Source organism: Saccharopolyspora erythraea NRRL 2338 (assembly GCF_000062885.1).
GTDB classification, from domain to species: domain Bacteria; phylum Actinomycetota; class Actinomycetes; order Mycobacteriales; family Pseudonocardiaceae; genus Saccharopolyspora_D; species Saccharopolyspora_D erythraea.
The window spans coordinates 2,413,024-2,432,707 of sequence record NC_009142.1; the positions used below are offsets into that span (position 1 = coordinate 2,413,024).

Sequence of the window (19,684 nt, forward strand, 5' to 3'; positions counted from 1 at the left end):
CGGACGGGTCACGCGCCCGCGGGGGCGGCCCTGCGGGCCGCACGAGCGACCGGGGCGCGATCGGACAGGACGGCGGTGACGCGGTCCAGGTAGACCGCGAGGATCACAACGGCGACGCCGGCCTCGAAGCCCGCGCCGAGCTGCACCCGGGTCACCGCGGTGTAGACCTCGGTGCCCAGGCCCTCCGCGCCGACCATGCCCGCGATGACCACCATCGACAGCGAGAGCATGATCACCTGGTTGACCCCGGCCATGATCGACGGCATCGCCAGCGGGAGCTGGATGCCGGTGAGGATCCGGCTCGGCGGCGCCCCGAACGCCTCGCCGGCCTCGACCACCTCGGCGTCGACCTGCCGGATGCCCAGCTCCGTCAGCCGCACGCCCGGCGGCAGCGCGAAGATCACCGTGGCCACCACGCCGGGCACCGACCCGATGTTGAAGAAGAAGATGACCGGGATCAGGTAGACGAACGCCGGCATCGTCTGCATGAGGTCCAGCACCGGCCGCACCACCAGCGACACCCGCCGGTGCCGCGCGGCCAGGATGCCCACCGGGATCGCGATGACCACCGCGATGATGCTGGCGACCAGCACCAGCGCCAGGGTCTGCATCGCCGGCGGGAACTCCCGCATGCTGATCACCAGGCCGAAGCCGACCAGCGTGAACAGCGCGAATCGCCATCCGCGCAGCCACAGCGCCAGCGCGGTGAAGATCGCCAGCATCACCAGCTCCGGCGGCCACGTCAGCAGCGCGGTCAGCCCGGACACCGCCGACCGCACGGCGAGGTCGATGAAGTCGAACACCGGGCCGATGTTGTCCTGCAGCCAGTTCACCAGGTCCTGGAACCACTCCCCGAGCGGTACGCGGGGCAGTTGGGCCGCGGTCGGCTCAGTCATCTCGGTGCCTCCTCGCCGCGGGGTTGAGCGCCTCGAACAGGGCGTCGGCGGTGACCACGCCGAGCAGCCGCCGCTGCCCGTCGATCACCGGCAGCACGGTGCCCTCGCCGCTCATCAGCGGGAACAGCTCGTGCATGGGTGTGGTGGCGACGACCGGATCGCCCACGACGTGCCGTTGCCGCAGGCTCGCCAGTGCCTCGTCGAGGTCGCCCCGGTCCCCGCTGCCGTCGCCGCCGGTCGTCCGGACCACGTCGGCCGCGGTCAGGACCCGGCTGCGGTCGACGTCGCGGATGAACTTGGCGACGTAGTCGTCGGCGGGCTCGTCGAGGATCTGCTCCGAGGTGCCGATCTGCACGATGCGCCCGGCGCGCATCACCGCGATCCGGTCGCCCAGCCGCATCGCCTCGTTGAGGTCGTGGGTGATGAAGATGATCGTCTTGCCCAGACGCGCCTGCAGGTCGACGAGCTGGTCCTGCATCTCCCGCTTGATCAGCGGGTCGAGCGCGCTGAACGCCTCGTCCATCAGCAGCACGTCGGTGCCCGCCGCCAGCGCCCTGGCCAGCCCGACCCGCTGGCGCATGCCGCCGGAGAGCTGCTGCGGGTAGCGCTGCTCCCAGCCCTCCAGGCCGACCAGTGACAGCGCCTCGAGCGCCCGGGTGCGGATCTCGTCGCGCCCGGTGCCCCGGACGCGCAGCCCGTAGCCGGCGTTGTCGAGCACGGTCCGGTGCGGGAAGAGCGCGAAATGCTGGAAAACCATGCTCATGGTTCGCTGCCGCATGGTCCGCAGAGCTTTCGCGGACATCGCGGTGATCTCTTCCTCGTCGACGTGGATGCGGCCGGAAGTGGGCGTGAGAAGACCGTTGACCATCCGGATCAACGTCGATTTGCCGGATCCGGAAAGGCCCATCACCACGAACGTCTCGCCGTCGTGCACGCAGAACGACGCGTCGACCACGGCCGGGGTCGCACCCGCCGCGCGGACCTCGTCCTGGCCTGCGCCTTCCCGCAGCATGCGGACCACTTCGGCGGGCTGCGGGCCGAATACCTTGAACACCTGTTCCACGCGTACCGATGTCACCGATCGCCTCCGCTGCCAATGGGAGTTCGGCTTTCCATCGTCGCCTCACCCCGGCATGAGGAGACGCGGTGGATGTGCGCTGTTCGATCGTACGACCAGGTGGCGCTCCGGCATACTCGGAACTTCCGCGGACCGTATTCCGGTGAAATCGAACGGAAATGAGATCTGCAAAAGAATGGCGATTGGAGGGATGATCGGCGAAAGCGTTCTCCTCGCACGGGCCGCCGGGGCGGCGAGCACGACGACCACCTGTTCGGAGCACACGTGCGTCCCACTCTGTGATACGCACGATGGTTCCGGCGGGGGCATCCGGCCGGGGCCGACAGATAAGGTCGGGTGCATGCAACCCTGGTCGTCGGTCCCAGTGCCCAAGGTGCCTGGCACAGCTCGCCCCCTGCGCCTCTTCGACACCGCCGCCGGTGAGGTCCGCCCCGTCACGGCGGGTCGCACGGCCCGGATGTACGTCTGCGGCATCACCCCCTACGACGCGACCCACCTCGGTCACGCCGCCACCTACCTGGCGTTCGACCTCGTGCACCGGATCTGGCTGGACAACGGCCACGACGTGCACTACGTGCAGAACGTCACCGACATCGACGACCCCCTCCTGGAGCGGGCGAACCGGGACAACGAGGACTGGGTCGTGCTCGCGATGCGCGAGACCGCCCTGTTCCGCGAGGACATGGAGGCCCTGCGGGTGGTGCCGCCCACCGACTTCATCGGTGCGGTCGAGTCGATCCCGGAGATCGAGGAGGCGGTCGGCAAGCTGCTGGCCTCCGGCGCGGCCTACCGGGTCGACGACGACGAGTACCCCGACGTCTACTTCCGGCACTCGGCCACCGGGCGCTTCGGCTACGAGTCGAACTACGACGAGGCGACGATGCTGGACCTGTCCGCCGAGCGCGGCGGGGACCCCGACCGCAAGGGCAAGGAGCACCCGCTGGACGCGCTGCTGTGGCGGATGGCGCGCGATGGCGAGCCGTCCTGGGAGTCCGAGCTGGGGCCCGGGCGGCCGGGCTGGCACCTGGAGTGCTCGGTCATCGCGCTCAACCGCCTCGGCATGGGCTTCGACGTCCAGGGCGGCGGCTCCGACCTCGCCTTCCCGCACCACGAGTTCAGCGCCGCGCACGCCGAGGCGCTGGCGGGCGACCACCCGTTCGCCCGGCACTATTGCCACGCGGGCATGATCGGCCTGGACGGCGAGAAGATGTCGAAGTCCAAGGGCAACCTGGTGTTCGTCTCCCGCCTGCGCGGCGACCGGGTCGACCCGATGGCGATCCGGCTCGCGCTCCTGGACGGCCACTACCGCAGCGACCGCTCGTGGACCGCCGACGCGCTGACCAAGGGCAGCGCGCGGCTGGCCCGGTGGCGCGAGGCTGTGGCGCTCGAGGCCGGTCCCTCGGCGGAGCCGGTCGTCGAGCGGCTGCGGGACCGGCTGTCCGACGACCTCGACACCGAGCGCGCGCTGCTGGCCGTCGACGCCTGGGTGGACGAGGCGCTGTGCCGCCGCGGAGGTGACGCCGAGGCGCCTGCCGCCATCCGCGACGCCGTCGACGGCCTCCTGGGTGTGCAGCTCTGACGGACAGGCCCGGTCCCGCGGCCCCGCGTTCCTCCCGGAGCGCGGGGCCGTTCCATGCGCGGAGGGCGTCGGCGCTTGTGAGTGCCTTGGTGCTGGTGCCGCTCGGTGGTGTTCGCCCCGAACGTGCAGGCCCCCGCAGGCCGTGGACCTCAGGAGGACGTGGGCCTCAGGCGAGCACCGGCTCCAGCAGCCGGTGGGGTTGGCGCAGCGCCCTGCTCACCGGGTCGTCGCGCCACGTCGGGTCGGCCCCCGGGCCGGGGCGGACCTCGATATCGCCGGCCCGCACCACCTGCCCGCACTCCGGGCACGCGCCCGCGGTGTCGAGCCGGGTCCCGCAGTGGGAGTGGGAGAAGATCCGGCGCGGGCCGGCGGCCGAGAAGTGCCGCTCACCCCACTGCGACAGCGCGTAGACGACCGGCCACAGCTCCACGCCCATGGCGGTGAGCAGGTACTCGTCCCGCGGCGGGGAGTCCTGGTAGCGCCGCTTCTCCAGGACGCCGATGTCCACCAGCGTCCGCAGCCGCTCGGACAGCACCGCCCTCGGCACGTCGAGGTGGGCGAGGAAGTCCCGGTAGCGGCGCACGCCGTAGAACGCGTCGCGGACCACCAGCAGCGTCCAGCGCTCGCCGACCTGCTCCAGCGCGCGGGCCATGGAGCAGTCCTGCCCCTCGTAGTTCTTGGCCAGTGGCATGTCCCGATCCTACCGCCCTGGGTTCATTCAACGAACTAACCGTGCTAGCGTCCAACGCGCGAGTTCAACCATTGAACCTTGGGAGAGGGCATGGACGCGCAGGCGTTGGAACCGGCCGGCGGCCGGGCGCTCGTGACGCTGGTGGTGACCTGTGTCGCGACGCTGCTGGCGCTGATGAACTACACGGCGCCGATGACGGTGCTGGCCGAGGTCGCCGCGGGGCTCGGCGCCGGGCTGGGCGGGCAGACCTGGATCCTCAACGGCATCGCCCTCGGGCTGGCCGCGCTGCTGCTGACCGCCGGGAGCCTGGCCGACAACCACGGCCGCAAGCGGGTCTTCGTCCTGGCGCCCTGGCGCTGTCGGCCTCCTCGCTGGTCTGCGCCGCCGCGTGGACGACGTGGGTGTTCGTCGTAGGGCGGCTGGTCCAGGGCGGCGCCAGCGCGGCGCTGATCGCGGGAGGGCTCGGACTTCTCGCCCAGGCGTTCCCGGCGGATCGGCGCAGGGCGCGGGCGACGGCGACGTGGGGCTCGATGCTCGGGCTGGGCATCGCGCTCGGCCCGCTGGTGGCGGCGTCGTTCGCCGAGGCGGGCGGGTGGCGCGCGTTCTACGTCGCGGTGGCCGTGGCGACCGGAGCGCTGGGCGCGGCGGCCTGGGTGCTGCTGCCCGAGAGCCGTGCGGACCGGCCGCGGCGGGTGGACCTGCCGGGCGTGCTCACGCTGACCGGGGGAGTGGGGGCGCTGGTCGCCTCCCTGACGCTGGGCCGCGAAGGCTGGCTGCGTCCGGCGGTCCTGGGGCTGGCGGGGTTCGCGGTCGTCGTGCTGGCGGCCTTCGCCGTGGTCGAGGCCAGGAGCCGGGAACCGATGGTCGAGCTCGGGCTGCTGCGGCGCCCGGGTTTCCTTGCCGCGAGCATCGGTGCACTGGTCAGCGGGCTGTCGGTGATCGGCCTGATGAGCTATCTGCCCGCCATCGCGCAGCAGGCGCTGCACCTGTCGCCGGTCCAGGGCGCCGCGGTGTTCGGCATCTGGGCGGGCACGTCGTTCGTGGCGGCGCTGCTGGTGCCGCCGTGGCCGCCGCGCCGCAGGCTGGTGTGGGGTCTGGTGCTCGCGGCGGTCGGCGAGCTGGCGATGCTGGGTGCGATCGAGGCCGGCTCGTGGCCGCGGATGGTTCCGGGACTGCTGATCGCGGGCGTGAGCAGCGGCGTGCTCAATTCGACGCTGGCGGGCCAGGCAGTGGCGACCGTTCCTGGTGAGCGCGCCGGCATGGGATCGGGGGCCAACAACACGGCCCGCTACGTGGGCTCGTCGCTCGGGGTCGCGGTGCTCGTCGCGGTCGTCTCCGCCGGGCGGTCCCCGGCCGAGGGCGCCGACTTCGCCCTGGTCGTCGCCGCCGCAATCGCACTGGCCGGTGCGGTCGTGACGGCCCTGCTGCCGGCCGACCGGCCCGCTCCCGCGCGACCGTCCACAGAGGCGCGACCCGGTGTGCCGGCGCCCACCAGGTGAGAGCCGGGGCTTGGATCCGCGCACCCGTCTCGTCTACAAAAGTCCGAGGCGATCAAGACGCAGGACGAGGTTGTACGCGCACGGGGTACGGCCGGCCTGGTCCAGGAGGAGGTGCCCATGCGGCGCTACGCGGCGGGACTGCGGCGCTGGAGCGCTCTGGTGCTGACGACGAGCGTGCTGGCGGTGCTGGTGCCGAGCGCCGCGGGGAGCGCGGAGCCATCGCCCCCGGCACCCGCCGGGAGTGCGACGTCCGCGGCGCCCGCCGGGAGTGCGTCGCCGCCTGCGCCCGCCGCTGGCGCCGAACCACGCCGGATGCCGGACAAGAGCATCGCCTTCTACGTCGGCAGGAACCGCACCGAGAGCGGTGCGACGCTGATCGGCGGCTTCGGCCACGAGCCGTCGAGCCACTGGCTGGAGATCGTGCCGAGGCAGCACCACCCCGCGGGCGCCACCATCACGGTCGGCGCGACGCCGGAGGCCGACCTGCCCGGTCAGCTCACCCAGATCCCGCAGGTGCCCGAGACCGCCAAGTACATCACCTCCAACTACTCGGAGTTCGCCGGTTTCCCCGCGCCGCTGACCAACGGCGGCCTCAACGAGCACCAGGTCGCCGCCCGCGACGTGTGGTCGGACTCCCGTCCCGAGCTGGTCGCGATGACCCCGCCCGGGCAGACCGGGCCGAGCTACAGCGACCTGTCCCGGATCGCGATGGAACGCGCGCACACCGCGCGCGAGGCCGTCGAGATCCTCGGCGACCTGATCAACAGGCACGGCTACACCACCTACGGCGGCAACTCGCACCTGTTCGCCGACGAGAACGAGGGCTGGGTCTTCATCGAGTTCGCCGGCGGCAAGGGGCTCTGGGCCGCCCAGCGGCTCGGCCCCGACGACGTCCGGGTGTCCTACCCGGGCTACATCGGCGACTTCCGCGGCAACCCCGACTTCACGGGCTCGCCGAACCTGGTCGACTTCGCCGTCCAGCAGGGTTGGTGGAACCCCGCTTCGGGGGAGCCGTTCAACATCCAGCGGGTCTACGGCACGCCGTTCCCCGGCCACCCGGGCAAGTCCGCGCCCACCGACGAAGCCCCGTGGCGGCACCCGCCGACCCTGGAGGACGAGCTCCGGCAGCTCGGCAGGGTGTCCCTCGTGGACATGCAGCGGATGGTCCGGGACCCCCGCTGGTCCGACGACCGCTCCGGCTACGGGCAGGTCGCCGAGCTGCGCCCGGACCTGCCGCACCCGGACCTGGCGACGCTGTGGGTGGCCAACACCGCCGCGGTCACCGCGCCCTACATCCCGTTCCACATCGGAGCGACCACCGTCCCGCCGGAGTACAGCCAGCACCGCTACCTCACCTCCGGTGCGGCGGCGGAGTACCTCAACCCCGAGTACGCCGCCCAGGAGGCGACCCGTTCGGCGACCTATGCGTCCAAGCGGCTGATGTACTATACCTGCGACCGCCCGGAGTTCTTCCTCAGCGGGGTCACGCGGGCCCTCGAGGGTTTCGAGGCGGGCATGCTCGCCGAGATCGGCGACGTCGAGAGGCAGGCCGCCGACGCCTACCGGGCCGGTGACGACGAGCGCGCCCGGGAGCTGCTCACGCGGTGGAGCGGTGAACGGGCTATGGATGGCCTCGACCTGACCGAGTACCTCGTCGACGACGTCGAGCGGCGCACCAAGGAGGAGTTCGGCATCCGCGAGCCCAAGGTCGCGGTGCCACCGGGGGTGACCGCCGACGGGCGGAGCCTCAGCATGGCCCTGCCCGCCGACGCGGTCGCCGCCCGCGACCGGGTGCACTGCGACCTGGGCCGCGGCTGGGCCGAGGGTTCCACAGTGGACCGCAAGGGTCAGGTCGGTGATCCGGCGGCGGTTCCGGACTACCGGGCCGCGTCGGCGCGCGCACCGGAGTTCCCGTGGCTGCCGGTCGGTGTCGCGGCGCTCGTCGGGCTTCTTGTGGGTGCGGGCGTGATGTTGCTGTTCCGCCGCAAGGCGTAGTGCCACCGCCCGGCCCGGGTCAGCGCGTCGTTTCGAAGTGCACGACGTCGACCTGGGTCGCCGGCGCGATGCCGGGGTAGTGGAACTCCAGCGCCTCCAGGAGCGCCTGCCGGTCGTCGAAGCCGTCCCTGCGGGCGTCCTCGTCGGTGAGTTCCCGCAGCGAGGCCGCCCGCACCTCGGTGACCACGGCGTCGATCCGCGTCGAGGTTCCGTCGCCGTGGTCGAAGACCAGCCGCACCGGCCCCGGCGACACCGGGTCGTGCACCCGGACCGTGGTGGTCTTGGTGCCGGCGCGGACCGCGTCGAGATAGGCGGGATGCATGTGGAGCGCGGGGCCGGGGCCGCCCGGTTCGTAGGCGTGCCAGTCGAAGGCGTGCGGTAGCAGTTCGCGGATGCCGACCGACTCCAGGCCGTTCGGGCCGTGCACGACGACCCGGGTCTCCTGGTGGTAGTCGAACAGCACCTGCCTGCACCGGCCGCACGGCGAGATCACCGCGCCGTTGCCCTTCATGACAGCCACGATCGTCTCCACCCGCACCGGCACCGCGCGTTCGGCCGCCCGGCCGAGCAGCACCAGCTCCGCGCACGGACCACCGGTGAAGTGGTAGGCGTTGACACCCGTGACGATCTCGCCGGTCTCGTCGTAGGCGGCCGAGACCACCGTGTGGTCGTCGTGCTCGCCCAGGGACTCGGCGAGTCCGGTCGCGTGCCGGACCAGGTTCCAGTCTCGTTCGCTCAGCACGGTCGGCCACGCTAGACCAACGGCGGCGGCCCGGCACCCGGGTTTTCGGCGCGACCGCGACACTGTCCGAAGTGGAGTGTCGTCGCCGGTCAGCCGGTGTGGTCGTCGTGGCTGCGGGCGAACTCGTTGCCGTGGTAGACGTCCCAGTTGATCGACCACGGCATCAGCCCGCGCAGCCCCGGATAGGTGCCGTGCGGACGGTACGGGCCGCAGCCGGTCCCCGCGCGCAGGCAGTCCAGCGCTTTGTGCACCTCGGGCACCGGGGTGAACCCGTTGCCCGCCGGGTTGGCCGCGGGCAGGCCGATCGCGACCTGCTCAGGCGCCAGCGGCGCGAAGGTGTCGGCGGGATCGCCCGCCAGCGGGAAACCGGTGAGCAGCATGTCGATCATCGCCACGTGGAAGTCGGCGCTGCCCATCGTGTGGTAATGGCCGTCGAGCCCCATCACCGGGCCGGAGTTGTAGTTCTGCACGTGCAGCAGGTCCAGCTCGCCGCGCATCGCCTCGATGACCGGCAGGTACGCCCCGGCGCGCGGGTCGGCGCCCGTGCCGCCGCCGTAGTGCTGGTAGCCGACCTGCACGAAGAAGGTCTCCGGCGCCATGGTCAGCACGAACGACTCGCCGTACTTGCCGGTCAGGGCGCGCAGGGCGTCGATCAGGTTCACGATCACCGGGGTCTTCGGGTTGCGCACGTCGGTGTCGCCGGGGGCGAGCTCGAGGGAGTGGCCCTCGAAGTCGATGTCCAGCCCGTCGAGCCCGTAGCGGTCGATGATCGCGCTCGCCGAGGCCACGAAGGCGTCCCGGGCGGCCGCGGTCTCCAGCCGGACCTGCCCGTTGGCGCCGCCGACCGACAGCACGACCTTCTTGCCCTCGGACCGCTTCTGCCGGATACCGGCGATGAACTCCTGCTCGGTCTCGACGTCCGGGCACTCCGCGACCGGGCACAGCGAGAACTCGAGCTGCCCGGACGTGGGCGAGGTGGGCTCGGCGAAGGCGAGGTCGATGACGTCCCACTCCGGCGGCGCGTCGGCGATGCGCACGTAGCCGGAGCCGTTGGCGAAGCTGGTGTGCAGGTACCCGACGAGCGCGTGCGCGGGCACGTCCCGGGTGGCCGCGGCCTCCGGCGGCGGTGCGGCCGGCGCGGCGGGAGCGAGGGTGAGCAGGGCGGCACCTAGGGCGGCGGCGACTACGAGTGGGCGCGACATGCCTTCCTCCGATCCGCGGGCGGCCCGCGGCGACGAGGAGCGGACGATCTCGGACCGCACAAGTGGACTGGACCACCGCATCGGTGTCAATGGTCCGGTCCAATTTCGCGGCCGGGTGGCGCATCGCAGGCCGCCAGTAGGCCGCGTGCGCTGTCCGCGTCCCAGGCCCGGCGCCGCCCACGTCCCAGGGGTGGCACCGCCCACGCCTCAGGGCCGGCGCCGCCCACGCCCAGGGGTGGCGCCCCCACGCCCCAGGGCGGGCGCCGCCCGCGGCTCGGGGGCGGCCCCCGCAAGCTCAGCCGAGCGCGCCCCCGGAGGCACAAGCCGCCCCCGGGAACGCAAAGCGCCGCCGTGCTCGCACGGCGGCGCCTCGCTGTCGCGGTTTGCGCGGGTCGTTGGTCGTGGTCAGCCGGGGCCGGGGCCCTTCGGGCCCTTCCCGCCGGGCCCGCGGCGGCGCAGGTAGCGCTCGAACTCCGCGGCGATGGCGTCGCCGCTGGTCTCGGTGAGCGTCACCTCGGCGTCGCCGCGCTCCTCCAGCGCCCGGACGTAGTTGCGGACGTCCTCGTCCTCCTCGGCCATCTCGCTGACCGTGGTCTCCCACTCCTCGGCCTGCTCCGGCAGTGCCCCGAGCGGGACCTCGAGGTCCAGCGCCTCCTCGACGCGGTGCAGCAGCGCCAGGGTCGCCTTCGGCGACGGCGGCTGCGACACGTAGTGCGGCACGGCGGCCCAGAACGAGATGGCCGGGATCCCGGCCTGCACGCACGCGTCCTGGAAGATCCCGACGATGCCGGTCGGACCCTCGTACTTGGACTGCTCCAGCCCGTAGCGGGTGGCCGACGCCGAGTCGTAGGCCGCGCCGGTCACCGGCACCGGGCGCGTGTGCGGCGAGTCGGCGAGCAGCGCCCCGAGGGACACCACGGTGCTCGCCCCGATCCGCTCGACCTGGTCGACCAGCTCGGAGCAGAAGGCGCGCCAGCGCATGTTCGGTTCGATGCCGTGGACCAGCACGATGTCGCGCCCGGAGCCCGGAGGGCGGCACACCGACAGCCGGGTCGTGGGCCAGGTGATCTTCCTGGTGATGCCGTCCACCAGCTTCACCGTCGGGCGCGAGACCTGGAAGTCGTAGTAGGGGTCCGGGTCGATCTCCGACAGCGGTGTCGCGTCCCAGGTGAGCTGGAGGTGTTCGATCGCGGAACTGGCGGCGTCGCCTGCGTCGTTCCAGCCTTCGAAGGCCGCCACCACGATCGGGTCGGTCAGCTCGGGCTGTTCGCGCGAGTCTTCTGCGGGGGTGGGGTCGCGATCGGTCACTGCGTCAGCCTACGACGGAGGGCGGACGAGAGCTTCCGACGTCGGCGAACCAGGCGTGCCGCGGGACCCGCGGACGGCCCCGGCTGGCGAATTATGTCCACTTTTGTTGCCTTTTGTGCGATTTGTTCGGAATTGCTCGCGGGTGAACGCGCGTTGCGGTCGCCTCGGCGCCGGGTGGTGAGCGCGCTCGCGCGAAGACGTCCACATCGGACAGCGGCGCCGTCCGCCTCCACTGTGGAACGCCGGTGTTCCGCTGCGGGGCAACCGCGTTCCCGTCACAGCGGGGGCCGCACACCGGGCAGCTGCCCCTCGCCCGTGCACTGCGGGCAGGTGCGCCACTCGCCCATGGTCATGCCGGTCCACATGTCCGCGGTGGCCTGGATGAGGTAGATCCGCGGCTCGCTGACCTTGCGGAAACCACCGCAGGTGAAACACACCGCGCTGGGCACGCCAGCGATGTCGGCCCGATCGCGCTCCTCGTCCACACCCACAGTCTCCTACACCGGTGCGAGCCCGCCGCGACCCCGTCCGTCCGGCTCGGCACGCGTCGCGTCGGACACTTTCGCTGGGAACGGCCCTGGTCGCTCTGCTCTACTGGAACGGCTCCGACCACCACGCGAACACGGGGGACGCCTGCGCGATGACCGACGCCGCCGATCAGGGCCCGACCAGCCCGGCCGCCGTCTTGTTCGACATGGACGGCACGCTGGTCGACTCCGAGAAGCTCTGGACCATCGCGCTGGACGACTACGCGGCCCATCGGGGTGGCAGCCTGTCCGACGCCACCCGCGAGGTCATGGTCGGCTCGAACATGACCCGCAGCATGATCATGCTGCTGGAGGACCTCGGCCTGCCGACCGAGGAGGCCGACGTCGACCACGCCGCGGCCTGGGTCGGGGCGCGCACCGCGGAGCTGTTCCGCGAGGGCCTGCCCTGGCGGCCCGGCGCCCCGGAAGCCCTGCGCACCGTGCGCGAGCACGGCATCAGCACGGCGTTGGTGACCTCCACCATCCGTTCGCTGGCCGAGATCGCGCTGGACACCATCGGACGCGACCACTTCGACATCACCGTCTGCGGTGACGAGGTGGACGGCCGCAACAAGCCCGACCCGGAGCCCTACCTGCGGGCCGCCCGCATGCTCGGGGTGGACCCGGCCGGGTGCGTCGCGATCGAGGACTCCCCGACCGGGGTCGCCTCGGCCGAGGCCGCTGGCTGCACGGTGATCGCGATCCCGTGCGAGGTGCCGTTGCTGCCCGGCGACCGCCGCGTGCTGCGCGACTCGCTGGAGGGGCTCGACCTGACCACGCTCTCCACCGTCCTGGACGGAGCCGCGGCCTGATGGAGACGCCGGTCCTGCTCGCCGGGTACGGACCCGTCGGGCAGGCCTACGCCGGGCTGCTGCGCGAGCACCGGGCCGCCTGGCGCGACCGGTACGGCGTCGACCTGCGGCTGGTGGAGGTCCGCGGCAACCGGACCAGGACCTCGGTCGGCGCCTCTGGCGAGGTCGCGCCGCGCGAGGCGTGGGAGCCGGCCGACGACATCGCCGACGCGCTCGCCCGCACCGGCGCCCGCGTGTTCGCCCAGGCCGTGCCCTCCGACGGCGGCGACCGCGCGGCGCGAGAGGCGCTGGCCGCCCTCGCCTGCGGCGCGCACGTGGTGACGGCCACCAAGACCCACCTGCTCACCGAGTGGCACGCCCTGGACCGGGCCGCCCGCGCCGCCGGCCGGTCGGTCCGCGTCTCCGGCGCCACCGGCGCCGCCATGCCCGCCGGTGACCTCGCCCGCTCCGTCCTGCGCGGGTTCGACGTGCGGGCGGTGCGCGGCTGCCTCAACGGCACCGCGACCTTCGTCCTGGACCGGCTGGCCGAGCGCGTTCCGCAGGCCGAGGCGGTCGCGCGGGCCCAGGAGCTGGGCATCGCCGAGGCCGACGTGTCGGCGGACCTGTCCGGCGGCGACGCGGCGACCAAGATGCGGCTGCTGGCGGCACTGCTGTGGGGCTGGGACCCGGCCCGGACCGAGGTCAGCGCCGAGCCGGTGGCCGAACGCGGCGTCGAACCCGGGCACCGGCTGCGCCACGTCGCCTCTGCCGAGGCCGACCGGCCAGGCGTGGTCGAGGTCCGGCTGAGCGCCGAGCCGGTGACCTCGCCGCTGGGCGCCCTGACCGGTCCGGAGAAGGCCGTCACCTACGACTGCGGCGAGGCCGGGCCGGTGACCGTCTCCGGCGGGCGCTCCAGCCCGCGCGGTGCGGCGTTGGCCATGGTCAAGGACACCCTCGGCGCGGTGCTGGAAGGCACCGCCGGGTTCCGGTGACGGACGTGGCCACCGCGGGTCGCCTTCGGTACCGGACCGGCCGGATGCAAGGATCGGACACGTGAAGACCTTCGACGAGCTGTTCGCCGAACTGCAGGAACGCGCCCGGACCCGGCCGGAGGGCTCGGCCACGGTGGCCGCTCTCGACGCCGGGGTGCACGCCCAGGGCAAGAAGGTCATCGAGGAGGCCGGCGAGGTGTGGATCGCCGCCGAGTACGAGTCCGACGAGGCGCTGGCCGAGGAGATCTCGCAGCTGCTGTACCGGCTGCAGGTCGTCATGCTCGGCCGCGGGCTGTCCCTCGAAGACGTCTACCGCTACCTGTAACCCCAGAGAAGAAGGAGATCAAGTCCCATGCTGCGTGTGGCAGTGCCCAACAAGGGCACGCTGGCCGGTCCCGCCTCCGAGATGCTCGCGGAAGCCGGGTACCGGCAGCGGCATGAGCAGCGGGACCTGACCGTGCTCGACCCGGTCAACGACGTCGAGTTCTTCTTCCTGCGGCCCAAGGACATCGCCATCTACGTCGGCTCCGGCGAGCTCGACCTGGGCATCACCGGCCGCGACCTGGCGCTGGACTCCGGCTCGCCGGTCGACGAGCGGCTGGCGCTGGGCTTCGGCGGCTCCAACTTCCGCTACGCCGCGCCGGCGGAGGCGGGGGAGTGGAGCGTCGGCGACCTCGCGGGCAGGCGGATCGCCACCTCCTACCCGCGGCTGGTGACCGACGACCTGGCCCGCTACGGCGTCAGCGCCGATGTCATCCGGCTCGACGGCGCGGTGGAGATCTCCATCCAGCTCGGCGTGGCCGACGCGATCGCCGACGTCGTCGGCTCCGGGCGCACGCTGCGCCAGCACAGCCTGGTCGCCTTCGGCGAGCCGATCTGCTCCTCGGAGGCGGTGGTGATCGAGCGCCGCGGCTCCGACCAGCAGGAGGCCAAGGACCGCCTGGTGGCCCGGCTGCAGGGCGTGGTGTTCGCCCAGCAGTACGTGATGCTGGACTACAACTGCCCCCGCGACCTGCTCGACGAGGCCGCGAAGCTGACCCCCGGGCTCGGCTCGCCGACGATGTCGCCGCTGGCCGACGAGAAGTGGGTCGCGGTCCGCGCGATGGTCTCCCGCAAGGAGGCCCCGGCGATCATGGACCGGCTCGCCGACTTCGGCGCGAAGGCGATCCTGTCGTCGGACATCCGCTCCTGCCGGATGTGAACGGGGTCCTGGAGACCGCCGTCCTCGACGTGGTCGCGGGCCGTGCGGCGGAGTTCGAGGCCGCTTTCGAGGAGGCCAGGCCGCTGGTCGCGGCCACGCCGGGTTTCCTCGGGCTCGAGCTCCGCCGGTGCCTGGAGCGGCCCGGCCGGTACCTGCTGCTGATTCGCTGGCGGTCGGTGCGCGACCACGAGGTGGGCTTCCGCGGCGGCCCCGACTACGGGCGCTGGAAGCAGCTCCTGCACCACTTCTACGATCCGTTCCCGGTCGTAGAGCACTACGAGCTGGTGACCTCCGACGCCGAAATGCCCGAAATCGCCGGTTGATCTGCCGGTTCTCTTCCCGGGTCGCTGCACAACGGTGGCCCGGGAAGTCATAATTGCCTCCAACGAAACGATCTTGAACCGTTCGCCGGGGGTGGGAAATGGCCGTCGTGACACCGGGATCCTCGCCACCGCAGTGGGATCTCTACCCTGGGATGCCCTGCTGGATCGAGCTGATCACCACCGACGCCGAGCGGGCGTGCGAGTTCTACGCGGGCCTGTTCGGCTGGGAGTACCGGCTGCACCGGGACCCGGAGGCGGGCGAGCACCTGATCGCCCTGCACGACGGGTTCCCGGTAGCCAGCATCCGCGCCGCCTCGGGTGAGCACTCGGTGTGGCGGCTCTACCTGGCCACCGGGGACAGCGCTGCCACCGCCGAGGAGGCGACCCGCCTCGGAGCCGCGATCACCGTGCCCCGCAACCACGTCAGCGGCCTCGGCACGAAGGTCGTGCTGATGGGGCCCAGCGACGCCGAGTTCGGCCTGCTGGAACCGGAGGAGGGCTGGCAGTTCGACGTCGGCCTGCCCGGCACCCTGATGTGGGCCGAGCTGGTGACGATCAAGGCCCAGACCGCCGACGTGTTCTTCCAGGAGCTGTTCGGCTACGACCACGAGCAGTTCGGCACCGAGGGGCGCTCGGACTACTCGGTCTGGTATCTCGGGGAGGAGTCGGTGCTGGCCCGGGTCAGCATGATCCGCGAGTTCATCTCCGCCCACACCAGGCCGCACTGGCTGCTGTACCTGGGCGTGGACCGGGCCCGCGGGACCGACGAGGTGGTGCGCGAGGCGATCGGGCTCGGCGGCCGGGTCCGGGTCGACCCCTACGACTCCAGCATCGGGCGGGTCGCGGTGCTTCGCGATCCGACGGGCGCGCGGTTCGCCGTGGTCGACCCGAGCCAGGCGGGCAACTTCGGCACCGCGGCCAACTTCGACCCCTACGACGACTGACGCGGGGGCGACCGCGGCGGATCTGCCGCGGTCGCTTTTCCCGTCCGGCAACGGAAATCGGACCGATCCTCCACAGTGGAGGACGGATCAGCGCGGGCTGATGAAAAGCGACTGCGCGCCGCGGCCGACCGGGCCGCGCACGTCGCGCAGCACGCTGCTCGCGACGCCCGCACCGTCGGTCCCCACCGCGCTCTCGGCGTCCATGCCGATCCACTCGCCCGCCGGTTCACGGTGCACGTGGACCGTCAGGTCGGTGTTGGCGAACGACCACTCCGCCATGCTGATCGAGCTCGACACCCCGCTGGCGGAGTCGGCGATGGCCAGCAGGCGTTGCAGGCTGCTCGGTTCCTCGCCCGCGACCAGCGGCATCCGCAGCCTCGCCCACACCTGGACGCGGCCGGTGCCGAGCGCGGCGGGGTCGGCCACCCGCCACTCGACCGCCGCCGCGTAGCCGGCGCTCCACCCGCCCGGGATGTCCATCTCCGGCAGGTGCGGCGGCGCGACGGGGTCGGAGGCGACCCCGCAGACCTGCTCGGTGTCCGACCGCGCCGAGCGCCACGCCCGCGCGGTCGCGGCGACCCGGCCGCCGGAGGAGAGCTCGGCCGAGACCAGCTCCACCGACCGGCCGGGACGCAGGAGCTCGGCGCGCAGGTCGACCTCACCGACCGGGACCGGGCCCAGGACGTCGACGCTCACCCGGCGCAGCGCCACACCCTCCCGGGGCGAGCACGACTCCAGCTCGCGCACCAGCAGCGCCGCGACCGGGCCGAGGTGCTGGGCGCGCTCCGACCAGGGCCCCGCGGTGTGCCCGGTCGCCAGGTAGCGGTCCCCGCCCACCGGTTCGTAGAAAACGTCGCCGGTCACCTCGTCCTCGCCGCCTCTCAGTCGGTGCGGTCCAGCACCGTCTCCGGTCCGGGGTCCGGCTCCGGCCAGCCGGGGTAGGGCGGTGGGGTCCCGCCGAAGGCCGGGCACAGCGGCTTGTGGTCGCAGTAGTCGCACAGTCTGCTCGGGTTCGGCCGGAAGTCACCGGTGCGGCCCGCCTTGAGGATGGCCTGCCAGATGGCCTCCAGGGTCCGCTCGAAGCGCCGCAGCTCGGCCTCGTCGGGGGTGTAGGCCAGCGATTGCTTGTCCGAGAGGTACATCAGCAGCAGCTGCCGCGGGATCTCGCCCCGGGTGCGCCACAGCACCAGGGCGTAGAACTTCATCTGGAACATCGCCTTGGCCTCGCCGATCTCGCGCGGCGCGGCACCGGTCTTGTAGTCGACCAGGCGGATCTCCCCGGTGGGGGCGACGTCGACGCGGTCGATGAAGCCGCGCAGCAGCACACCCGACTCCAGTTCGGTCTCCACCCTCAGCTCGCAGGCCTCCGGTTCGAGGCGGCGCGGGTCCTCCAGCTCGAAGTAGGAGTCCAGCAGGGCGTTGGCCGAGTCCAGCCACCTGGCCAGCTCGGGGTCGCCGGCCCCGTCGAACAGCTCGCCGAGCCCCGGCTCGGCCGCCAGCAGGTCCTCCCAGGCCGGCGCCAGCAGCGCGCGGGCGCGCTCCGGGCCGCGCTCCGCGGTGGGCAGCGAGAACAGCCGCTCCAGAACCGAGTGCACCACCGTGCCGCGCACCTGCGCCCTGGTCGGGGTCTCCGGCAACCGGTCCACCGCGCGGAACCGGTAGAGCAGCGGGCACTGCTTGAAGTCCCCCGCTCGGGACGGCGAGAGCGCCGGCCGCCGGACGCCTGCCGGCTGAGGTGCGGTTTCCGCCTGCGAGTCGACCATGGTCCCAGACCCTAGATGAGCTGCCCGACACGCTTGACGGCCCGCCGGGTCACGACGAGGTCACCTCCGCCGTTCTACGCTGCGCCCATGGCGACCACGTCGGGACGGGGCCGAGCGCGGCACGGCGAAGGAGGGCTCCTGCTGTGCCGGGTCGCCGGCGTGCCGGTGCTGCTGTCGCCGTCGTGGTGGGTGGGCGCGGCGGTGATCGTCCTGCTCTACACGCCGCTGGTGGGCCGCCTGCTGCCCGGCGCGACCAGCCTGACCAGCGGACTGGTCGCGGCCGCCTTCACGGTGCTGCTGGCGCTGTCGGTGCTGCTGCACGAGCTGGGCCACTGCCTGGTCGCGCTGCGCCTGGGACTGCCGGTGCGCCGCGTGCGGCTGTTCCTGCTCGGCGGGATCACCGAGATCTCCAGGACACCGCCCCGACCCGGCCAGGAAGGCGTCGTCGCGGTCGCCGGGCCTGCGGTGTCGATCGCGCTGGCCGGGCTCACCGGCGTCGCCTGGCTGGCGCTGCCGCCCGGCGGGGCGGTGTGGCTGCTGGTCGCCCAGACCTGCGTGGCCAACCTCGCGGTGGGCGTCTTCAACCTGCTGCCCGGCCTGCCGCTCGACGGCGGGCGGATGCTGCGGGCGCTGACCTGGGCGGTGACCGGACGGCGGCACGCGGGCACTACCGCGGGCGTCGTCGGCGCCGGAGCCGTCGCGGTGGGTCTGATCGTGTGGGCGCTGGTCGGGCTGCTGGGCAACGCCGACGACCAGTGGCTGCGGCTGGGCGTGTGCGTGCTGCTGGCCTGGTTCGTCGTCGCGGGGGCCGGGGCCGAGCACAACGCCGAGCAGCGCAGGCACTGGCCGGACGGGCTGCGGCTGGAGGACCTGGTCCGCCCGGTGCTCCAGTTGCCCGCCGAGAGCCCGGTGCGCGACGCGCTGGTCGCCGCCGCGGGCCGCGGCGTGGTGCTGGTGCGCGCCGACGGCCTGGCCGTCGGGCTGCTCGACGAGACCGCGGCCGAGCGGTTGGCCGCCCACGCGCCGCTGGAGCCCGCGGAGCGGGCGTCGGAGCCGGTCGGCCCGGAGACCATCCTGCTCGCGGGCGAGCCGCCCGAGGCGGTCCTGGAACGGGTTCAGTCGGTGCTGGCCTGGCAGTTTCTGGTCCTCGACGCCGACGGCAGGCCCAACGGGGTCCTGCGCCGCGAGGATCTGCGCAGCGCGCTGCACGCGCACGCACGGCGCGGGTGAGCGAGGACGCGCCGGGTCCTTCTGGGACGATGGTCCGCCGTGCCCGCCGGTGGGCGGCCAGACATCCAGGAGGTTCGACGCGAGTGAGCACCGTCAGCGGTGAGTTCCGGCCGGGCGACCGGGTCCAGTTGACCGACCCGAAGGGGCGGCACTACACCGTCGTCCTCGAGACCGGCGGCGAGTACCACACCCACCGCGGCGCGCTCGCCCACGACGACCTGATCGGACAGCCCGAGGGGTCGGTGGTCACCTCCGCGGGCGGCACCTCGTTCCTGGCCGTGCGGCCCCTGCTCGCCGACTACGTGCTGTCGATGCCGCGCGGGGCGCAGGTCATCTACCCCAAGGACGCCGCGCAGATCCTCATGTGGGGCGACATCCGGCCCGGCGCGCGGGTGCTGGAGGCCGGTGCGGGCTCCGGGGCGCTGACCTGCTCGCTGCTGCGCGCGGTGGGCGACGAGGGCAGCGTCACCTCCTACGAGGTGCGTGAGGACCACGCCGAGCACGCCGAGCGCAACGTCCGGAAGTTCTTCGGCGACGTGCCCGGCAACTGGACCCTGCGCGTCGGCGACGTCAAAAACTACGACGGCGGGCAGGTCGACCGGGTGGTGCTGGACATGCTCTCGCCATGGGACGTGCTCGACACGGTGTTCGACAACCTCGTGCCGGGTGGGGTGCTGGTGGTGTACGTGGCCACCACCACCCAGCTCTCGCGGGTGACCGAGGCCATCCGCGAGCAGCAGTGCTGGACCGAGCCGCAGGCGTGGGAGACGCTGGTCCGGCCCTGGCACGTGGTCGGCATGGCGGTCCGCCCGGAGCACCGGATGGTCGCCCACACCGCGTTCCTGCTGGTCACGCGCAGGCTGGCGGACGGCGTGACGCCGCCGAGGCCGCAGCGCAGGCCGAGCAAGGGCTGAGCCGGACCG

The 19,684-nt window shown here is 72.8% G+C and carries 21 protein-coding genes; 12 read left to right on the plus strand and 9 right to left on the minus strand.

All coding sequences use genetic code 11. The annotated features are described in order from the left end of the window. Positions 1–8 precede the first annotated feature (8 nt). Both SACE_RS10870 and SACE_RS10875 read right to left on the minus strand, forming a co-directional pair. Positions 9–896: an ABC transporter permease gene (locus SACE_RS10870; RefSeq protein ID WP_009945943.1), complete on the minus strand. Its 888-nt coding sequence runs from the start codon at positions 894–896 to the stop codon at positions 9–11. Further along, entirely contained in the window at positions 889–1,908 is a 1,020-nt protein-coding gene (locus SACE_RS10875; RefSeq protein WP_011873604.1) for a quaternary amine ABC transporter ATP-binding protein, read from the minus strand. The genes SACE_RS10870 and SACE_RS10875 overlap by 8 nt, the downstream gene beginning before the upstream one ends. 406 nt (positions 1,909–2,314) lie before the next feature. Here SACE_RS10875 and mshC point away from each other — a divergent pair, with 406 nt between their 5' ends. Continuing rightward, on the plus strand, positions 2,315–3,553 hold the full coding sequence (mshC, locus tag SACE_RS10880) for a cysteine--1-D-myo-inosityl 2-amino-2-deoxy-alpha-D-glucopyranoside ligase (RefSeq protein WP_011873605.1): 1,239 nt from the start codon (positions 2,315–2,317) through the stop codon (positions 3,551–3,553). Between the two features lie 166 nt (positions 3,554–3,719). Here the strand turns inward: mshC and SACE_RS10885 are convergent, their stop codons facing one another. Further along, complete coding sequence (locus SACE_RS10885; RefSeq protein ID WP_009945938.1) at positions 3,720–4,244, minus strand: winged helix-turn-helix transcriptional regulator; 525 nt, start codon at positions 4,242–4,244, stop codon at positions 3,720–3,722. A gap of 78 nt (positions 4,245–4,322) precedes the next feature. Here SACE_RS10885 and SACE_RS10890 point away from each other — a divergent pair, with 78 nt between their 5' ends. From SACE_RS10890 to SACE_RS10900, 3 genes are all read left to right on the plus strand, one after another. Then, positions 4,323–4,658, plus strand: a complete 336-nt coding sequence (locus tag SACE_RS10890) for an MFS transporter (protein WP_231849971.1) — start codon at positions 4,323–4,325, stop codon at positions 4,656–4,658. Next, positions 4,646–5,743: an MFS transporter gene (locus SACE_RS10895; protein ID WP_009945936.1), complete on the plus strand. Its 1,098-nt coding sequence runs from the start codon at positions 4,646–4,648 to the stop codon at positions 5,741–5,743. The genes SACE_RS10890 and SACE_RS10895 overlap by 13 nt, the downstream gene beginning before the upstream one ends. 117 nt (positions 5,744–5,860) lie before the next feature. Then, on the plus strand, positions 5,861–7,738 hold the full coding sequence (locus SACE_RS10900; protein ID WP_011873606.1) for a C69 family dipeptidase: 1,878 nt from the start codon (positions 5,861–5,863) through the stop codon (positions 7,736–7,738). A gap of 19 nt (positions 7,739–7,757) precedes the next feature. On the opposite strand, the gene SACE_RS10905 is transcribed toward SACE_RS10900, so the two are convergent. From SACE_RS10905 to SACE_RS10920, 4 genes are all read right to left on the minus strand, one after another. Further along, complete coding sequence (locus SACE_RS10905) at positions 7,758–8,480, minus strand: ASCH domain-containing protein (RefSeq protein ID WP_009945932.1); 723 nt, start codon at positions 8,478–8,480, stop codon at positions 7,758–7,760. Positions 8,481–8,569: 89 nt separating this feature from the next. Next, positions 8,570–9,682, minus strand: a complete 1,113-nt coding sequence (locus SACE_RS10910; RefSeq protein ID WP_011873607.1) for a chitinase — start codon at positions 9,680–9,682, stop codon at positions 8,570–8,572. Between the two features lie 405 nt (positions 9,683–10,087). Then, entirely contained in the window at positions 10,088–10,990 is a 903-nt protein-coding gene (locus tag SACE_RS10915; protein ID WP_009945927.1) for a PAC2 family protein, read from the minus strand. 275 nt (positions 10,991–11,265) lie between these two features. Then, a complete protein-coding gene (locus SACE_RS10920; protein WP_009945890.1) occupies positions 11,266–11,475 on the minus strand; it encodes a hypothetical protein in 210 nt (69 codons plus the stop codon). A 155-nt stretch (positions 11,476–11,630) separates the two neighbouring features. Between SACE_RS10920 and SACE_RS10925 the strand changes: the two genes are divergently transcribed. The 6 genes from SACE_RS10925 (at position 11,631) to SACE_RS10950 (ending at position 15,768) form a co-directional block, all read left to right on the plus strand. Next, positions 11,631–12,329, plus strand: a complete 699-nt coding sequence (locus tag SACE_RS10925) for an HAD family hydrolase (RefSeq protein ID WP_009945887.1) — start codon at positions 11,631–11,633, stop codon at positions 12,327–12,329. Continuing rightward, positions 12,329–13,300, plus strand: coding sequence for a homoserine dehydrogenase (locus SACE_RS10930; RefSeq protein WP_009945885.1), 972 nt, complete (start codon positions 12,329–12,331; stop codon positions 13,298–13,300). Before SACE_RS10925 ends, SACE_RS10930 begins: the two co-directional genes overlap by 1 nt. Positions 13,301–13,361: 61 nt before the next feature. Next, a complete protein-coding gene (locus SACE_RS10935) occupies positions 13,362–13,625 on the plus strand; it encodes a phosphoribosyl-ATP diphosphatase (protein WP_009945883.1) in 264 nt (87 codons plus the stop codon). Positions 13,626–13,652: 27 nt separating this feature from the next. Next, on the plus strand, positions 13,653–14,501 hold the full coding sequence (gene hisG / locus SACE_RS10940; protein WP_009945882.1) for an ATP phosphoribosyltransferase: 849 nt from the start codon (positions 13,653–13,655) through the stop codon (positions 14,499–14,501). Beyond that, positions 14,498–14,824 (plus strand): antibiotic biosynthesis monooxygenase family protein, encoded by a 327-nt coding sequence (locus tag SACE_RS10945; protein WP_009945881.1) that lies wholly within the window; start codon positions 14,498–14,500, stop codon positions 14,822–14,824. The genes hisG and SACE_RS10945 overlap by 4 nt, the downstream gene beginning before the upstream one ends. 152 nt (positions 14,825–14,976) lie before the next feature. After that, positions 14,977–15,768: a VOC family protein gene (locus tag SACE_RS10950; protein WP_009945880.1), complete on the plus strand. Its 792-nt coding sequence runs from the start codon at positions 14,977–14,979 to the stop codon at positions 15,766–15,768. Between the two features lie 87 nt (positions 15,769–15,855). Here SACE_RS10950 and SACE_RS10955 read toward each other — a convergent pair whose 3' ends face one another. Further along, complete coding sequence (locus SACE_RS10955) at positions 15,856–16,632, minus strand: thioesterase family protein (protein ID WP_009945879.1); 777 nt, start codon at positions 16,630–16,632, stop codon at positions 15,856–15,858. Between the two features lie 17 nt (positions 16,633–16,649). After that, positions 16,650–17,531: a RecB family exonuclease gene (locus tag SACE_RS10960; protein ID WP_009945878.1), complete on the minus strand. Its 882-nt coding sequence runs from the start codon at positions 17,529–17,531 to the stop codon at positions 16,650–16,652. A gap of 87 nt (positions 17,532–17,618) precedes the next feature. Here SACE_RS10960 and SACE_RS10965 point away from each other — a divergent pair, with 87 nt between their 5' ends. Together SACE_RS10965 and SACE_RS10970 are read left to right on the plus strand one after the other, a co-directional pair. Continuing rightward, positions 17,619–18,761, plus strand: coding sequence for a site-2 protease family protein (locus SACE_RS10965; RefSeq protein WP_009945876.1), 1,143 nt, complete (start codon positions 17,619–17,621; stop codon positions 18,759–18,761). Between the two features lie 83 nt (positions 18,762–18,844). Beyond that, entirely contained in the window at positions 18,845–19,675 is an 831-nt protein-coding gene (locus SACE_RS10970) for a tRNA (adenine-N1)-methyltransferase (RefSeq protein ID WP_009945875.1), read from the plus strand. Positions 19,676–19,684: the final 9 nt, after the last annotated feature.

Excerpts from the sequence above, each read along its gene's own strand:
- SACE_RS10900 (WP_011873606.1), top strand. The coding sequence starts at position 5,861 with ATGCGGCGCTACGCGGCGGGACTGCGGCGCTGGAGCGCTCTGGTGCTG.
- SACE_RS10875 (WP_011873604.1), bottom strand. The coding sequence starts at position 1,908 with ATGCTGCGGGAAGGCGCAGGCCAGGACGAGGTCCGCGCGGCGGGTGCG.
- SACE_RS10965 (WP_009945876.1), top strand. The coding sequence starts at position 17,619 with ATGGCGACCACGTCGGGACGGGGCCGAGCGCGGCACGGCGAAGGAGGG.
- SACE_RS10885 (WP_009945938.1), bottom strand. The coding sequence starts at position 4,244 with ATGCCACTGGCCAAGAACTACGAGGGGCAGGACTGCTCCATGGCCCGC.
- SACE_RS10960 (WP_009945878.1), bottom strand. The coding sequence starts at position 17,531 with ATGGTCGACTCGCAGGCGGAAACCGCACCTCAGCCGGCAGGCGTCCGG.
- mshC (WP_011873605.1), top strand. The coding sequence starts at position 2,315 with ATGCAACCCTGGTCGTCGGTCCCAGTGCCCAAGGTGCCTGGCACAGCT.
- SACE_RS10930 (WP_009945885.1), top strand. The coding sequence starts at position 12,329 with ATGGAGACGCCGGTCCTGCTCGCCGGGTACGGACCCGTCGGGCAGGCC.
- SACE_RS10950 (WP_009945880.1), top strand. The coding sequence starts at position 14,977 with ATGCCCTGCTGGATCGAGCTGATCACCACCGACGCCGAGCGGGCGTGC.
- hisG (WP_009945882.1), top strand. The coding sequence starts at position 13,653 with ATGCTGCGTGTGGCAGTGCCCAACAAGGGCACGCTGGCCGGTCCCGCC.
- SACE_RS10870 (WP_009945943.1), bottom strand. The coding sequence starts at position 896 with ATGACTGAGCCGACCGCGGCCCAACTGCCCCGCGTACCGCTCGGGGAG.
- SACE_RS10910 (WP_011873607.1), bottom strand. The coding sequence starts at position 9,682 with ATGTCGCGCCCACTCGTAGTCGCCGCCGCCCTAGGTGCCGCCCTGCTC.
- SACE_RS10925 (WP_009945887.1), top strand. The coding sequence starts at position 11,631 with ATGACCGACGCCGCCGATCAGGGCCCGACCAGCCCGGCCGCCGTCTTG.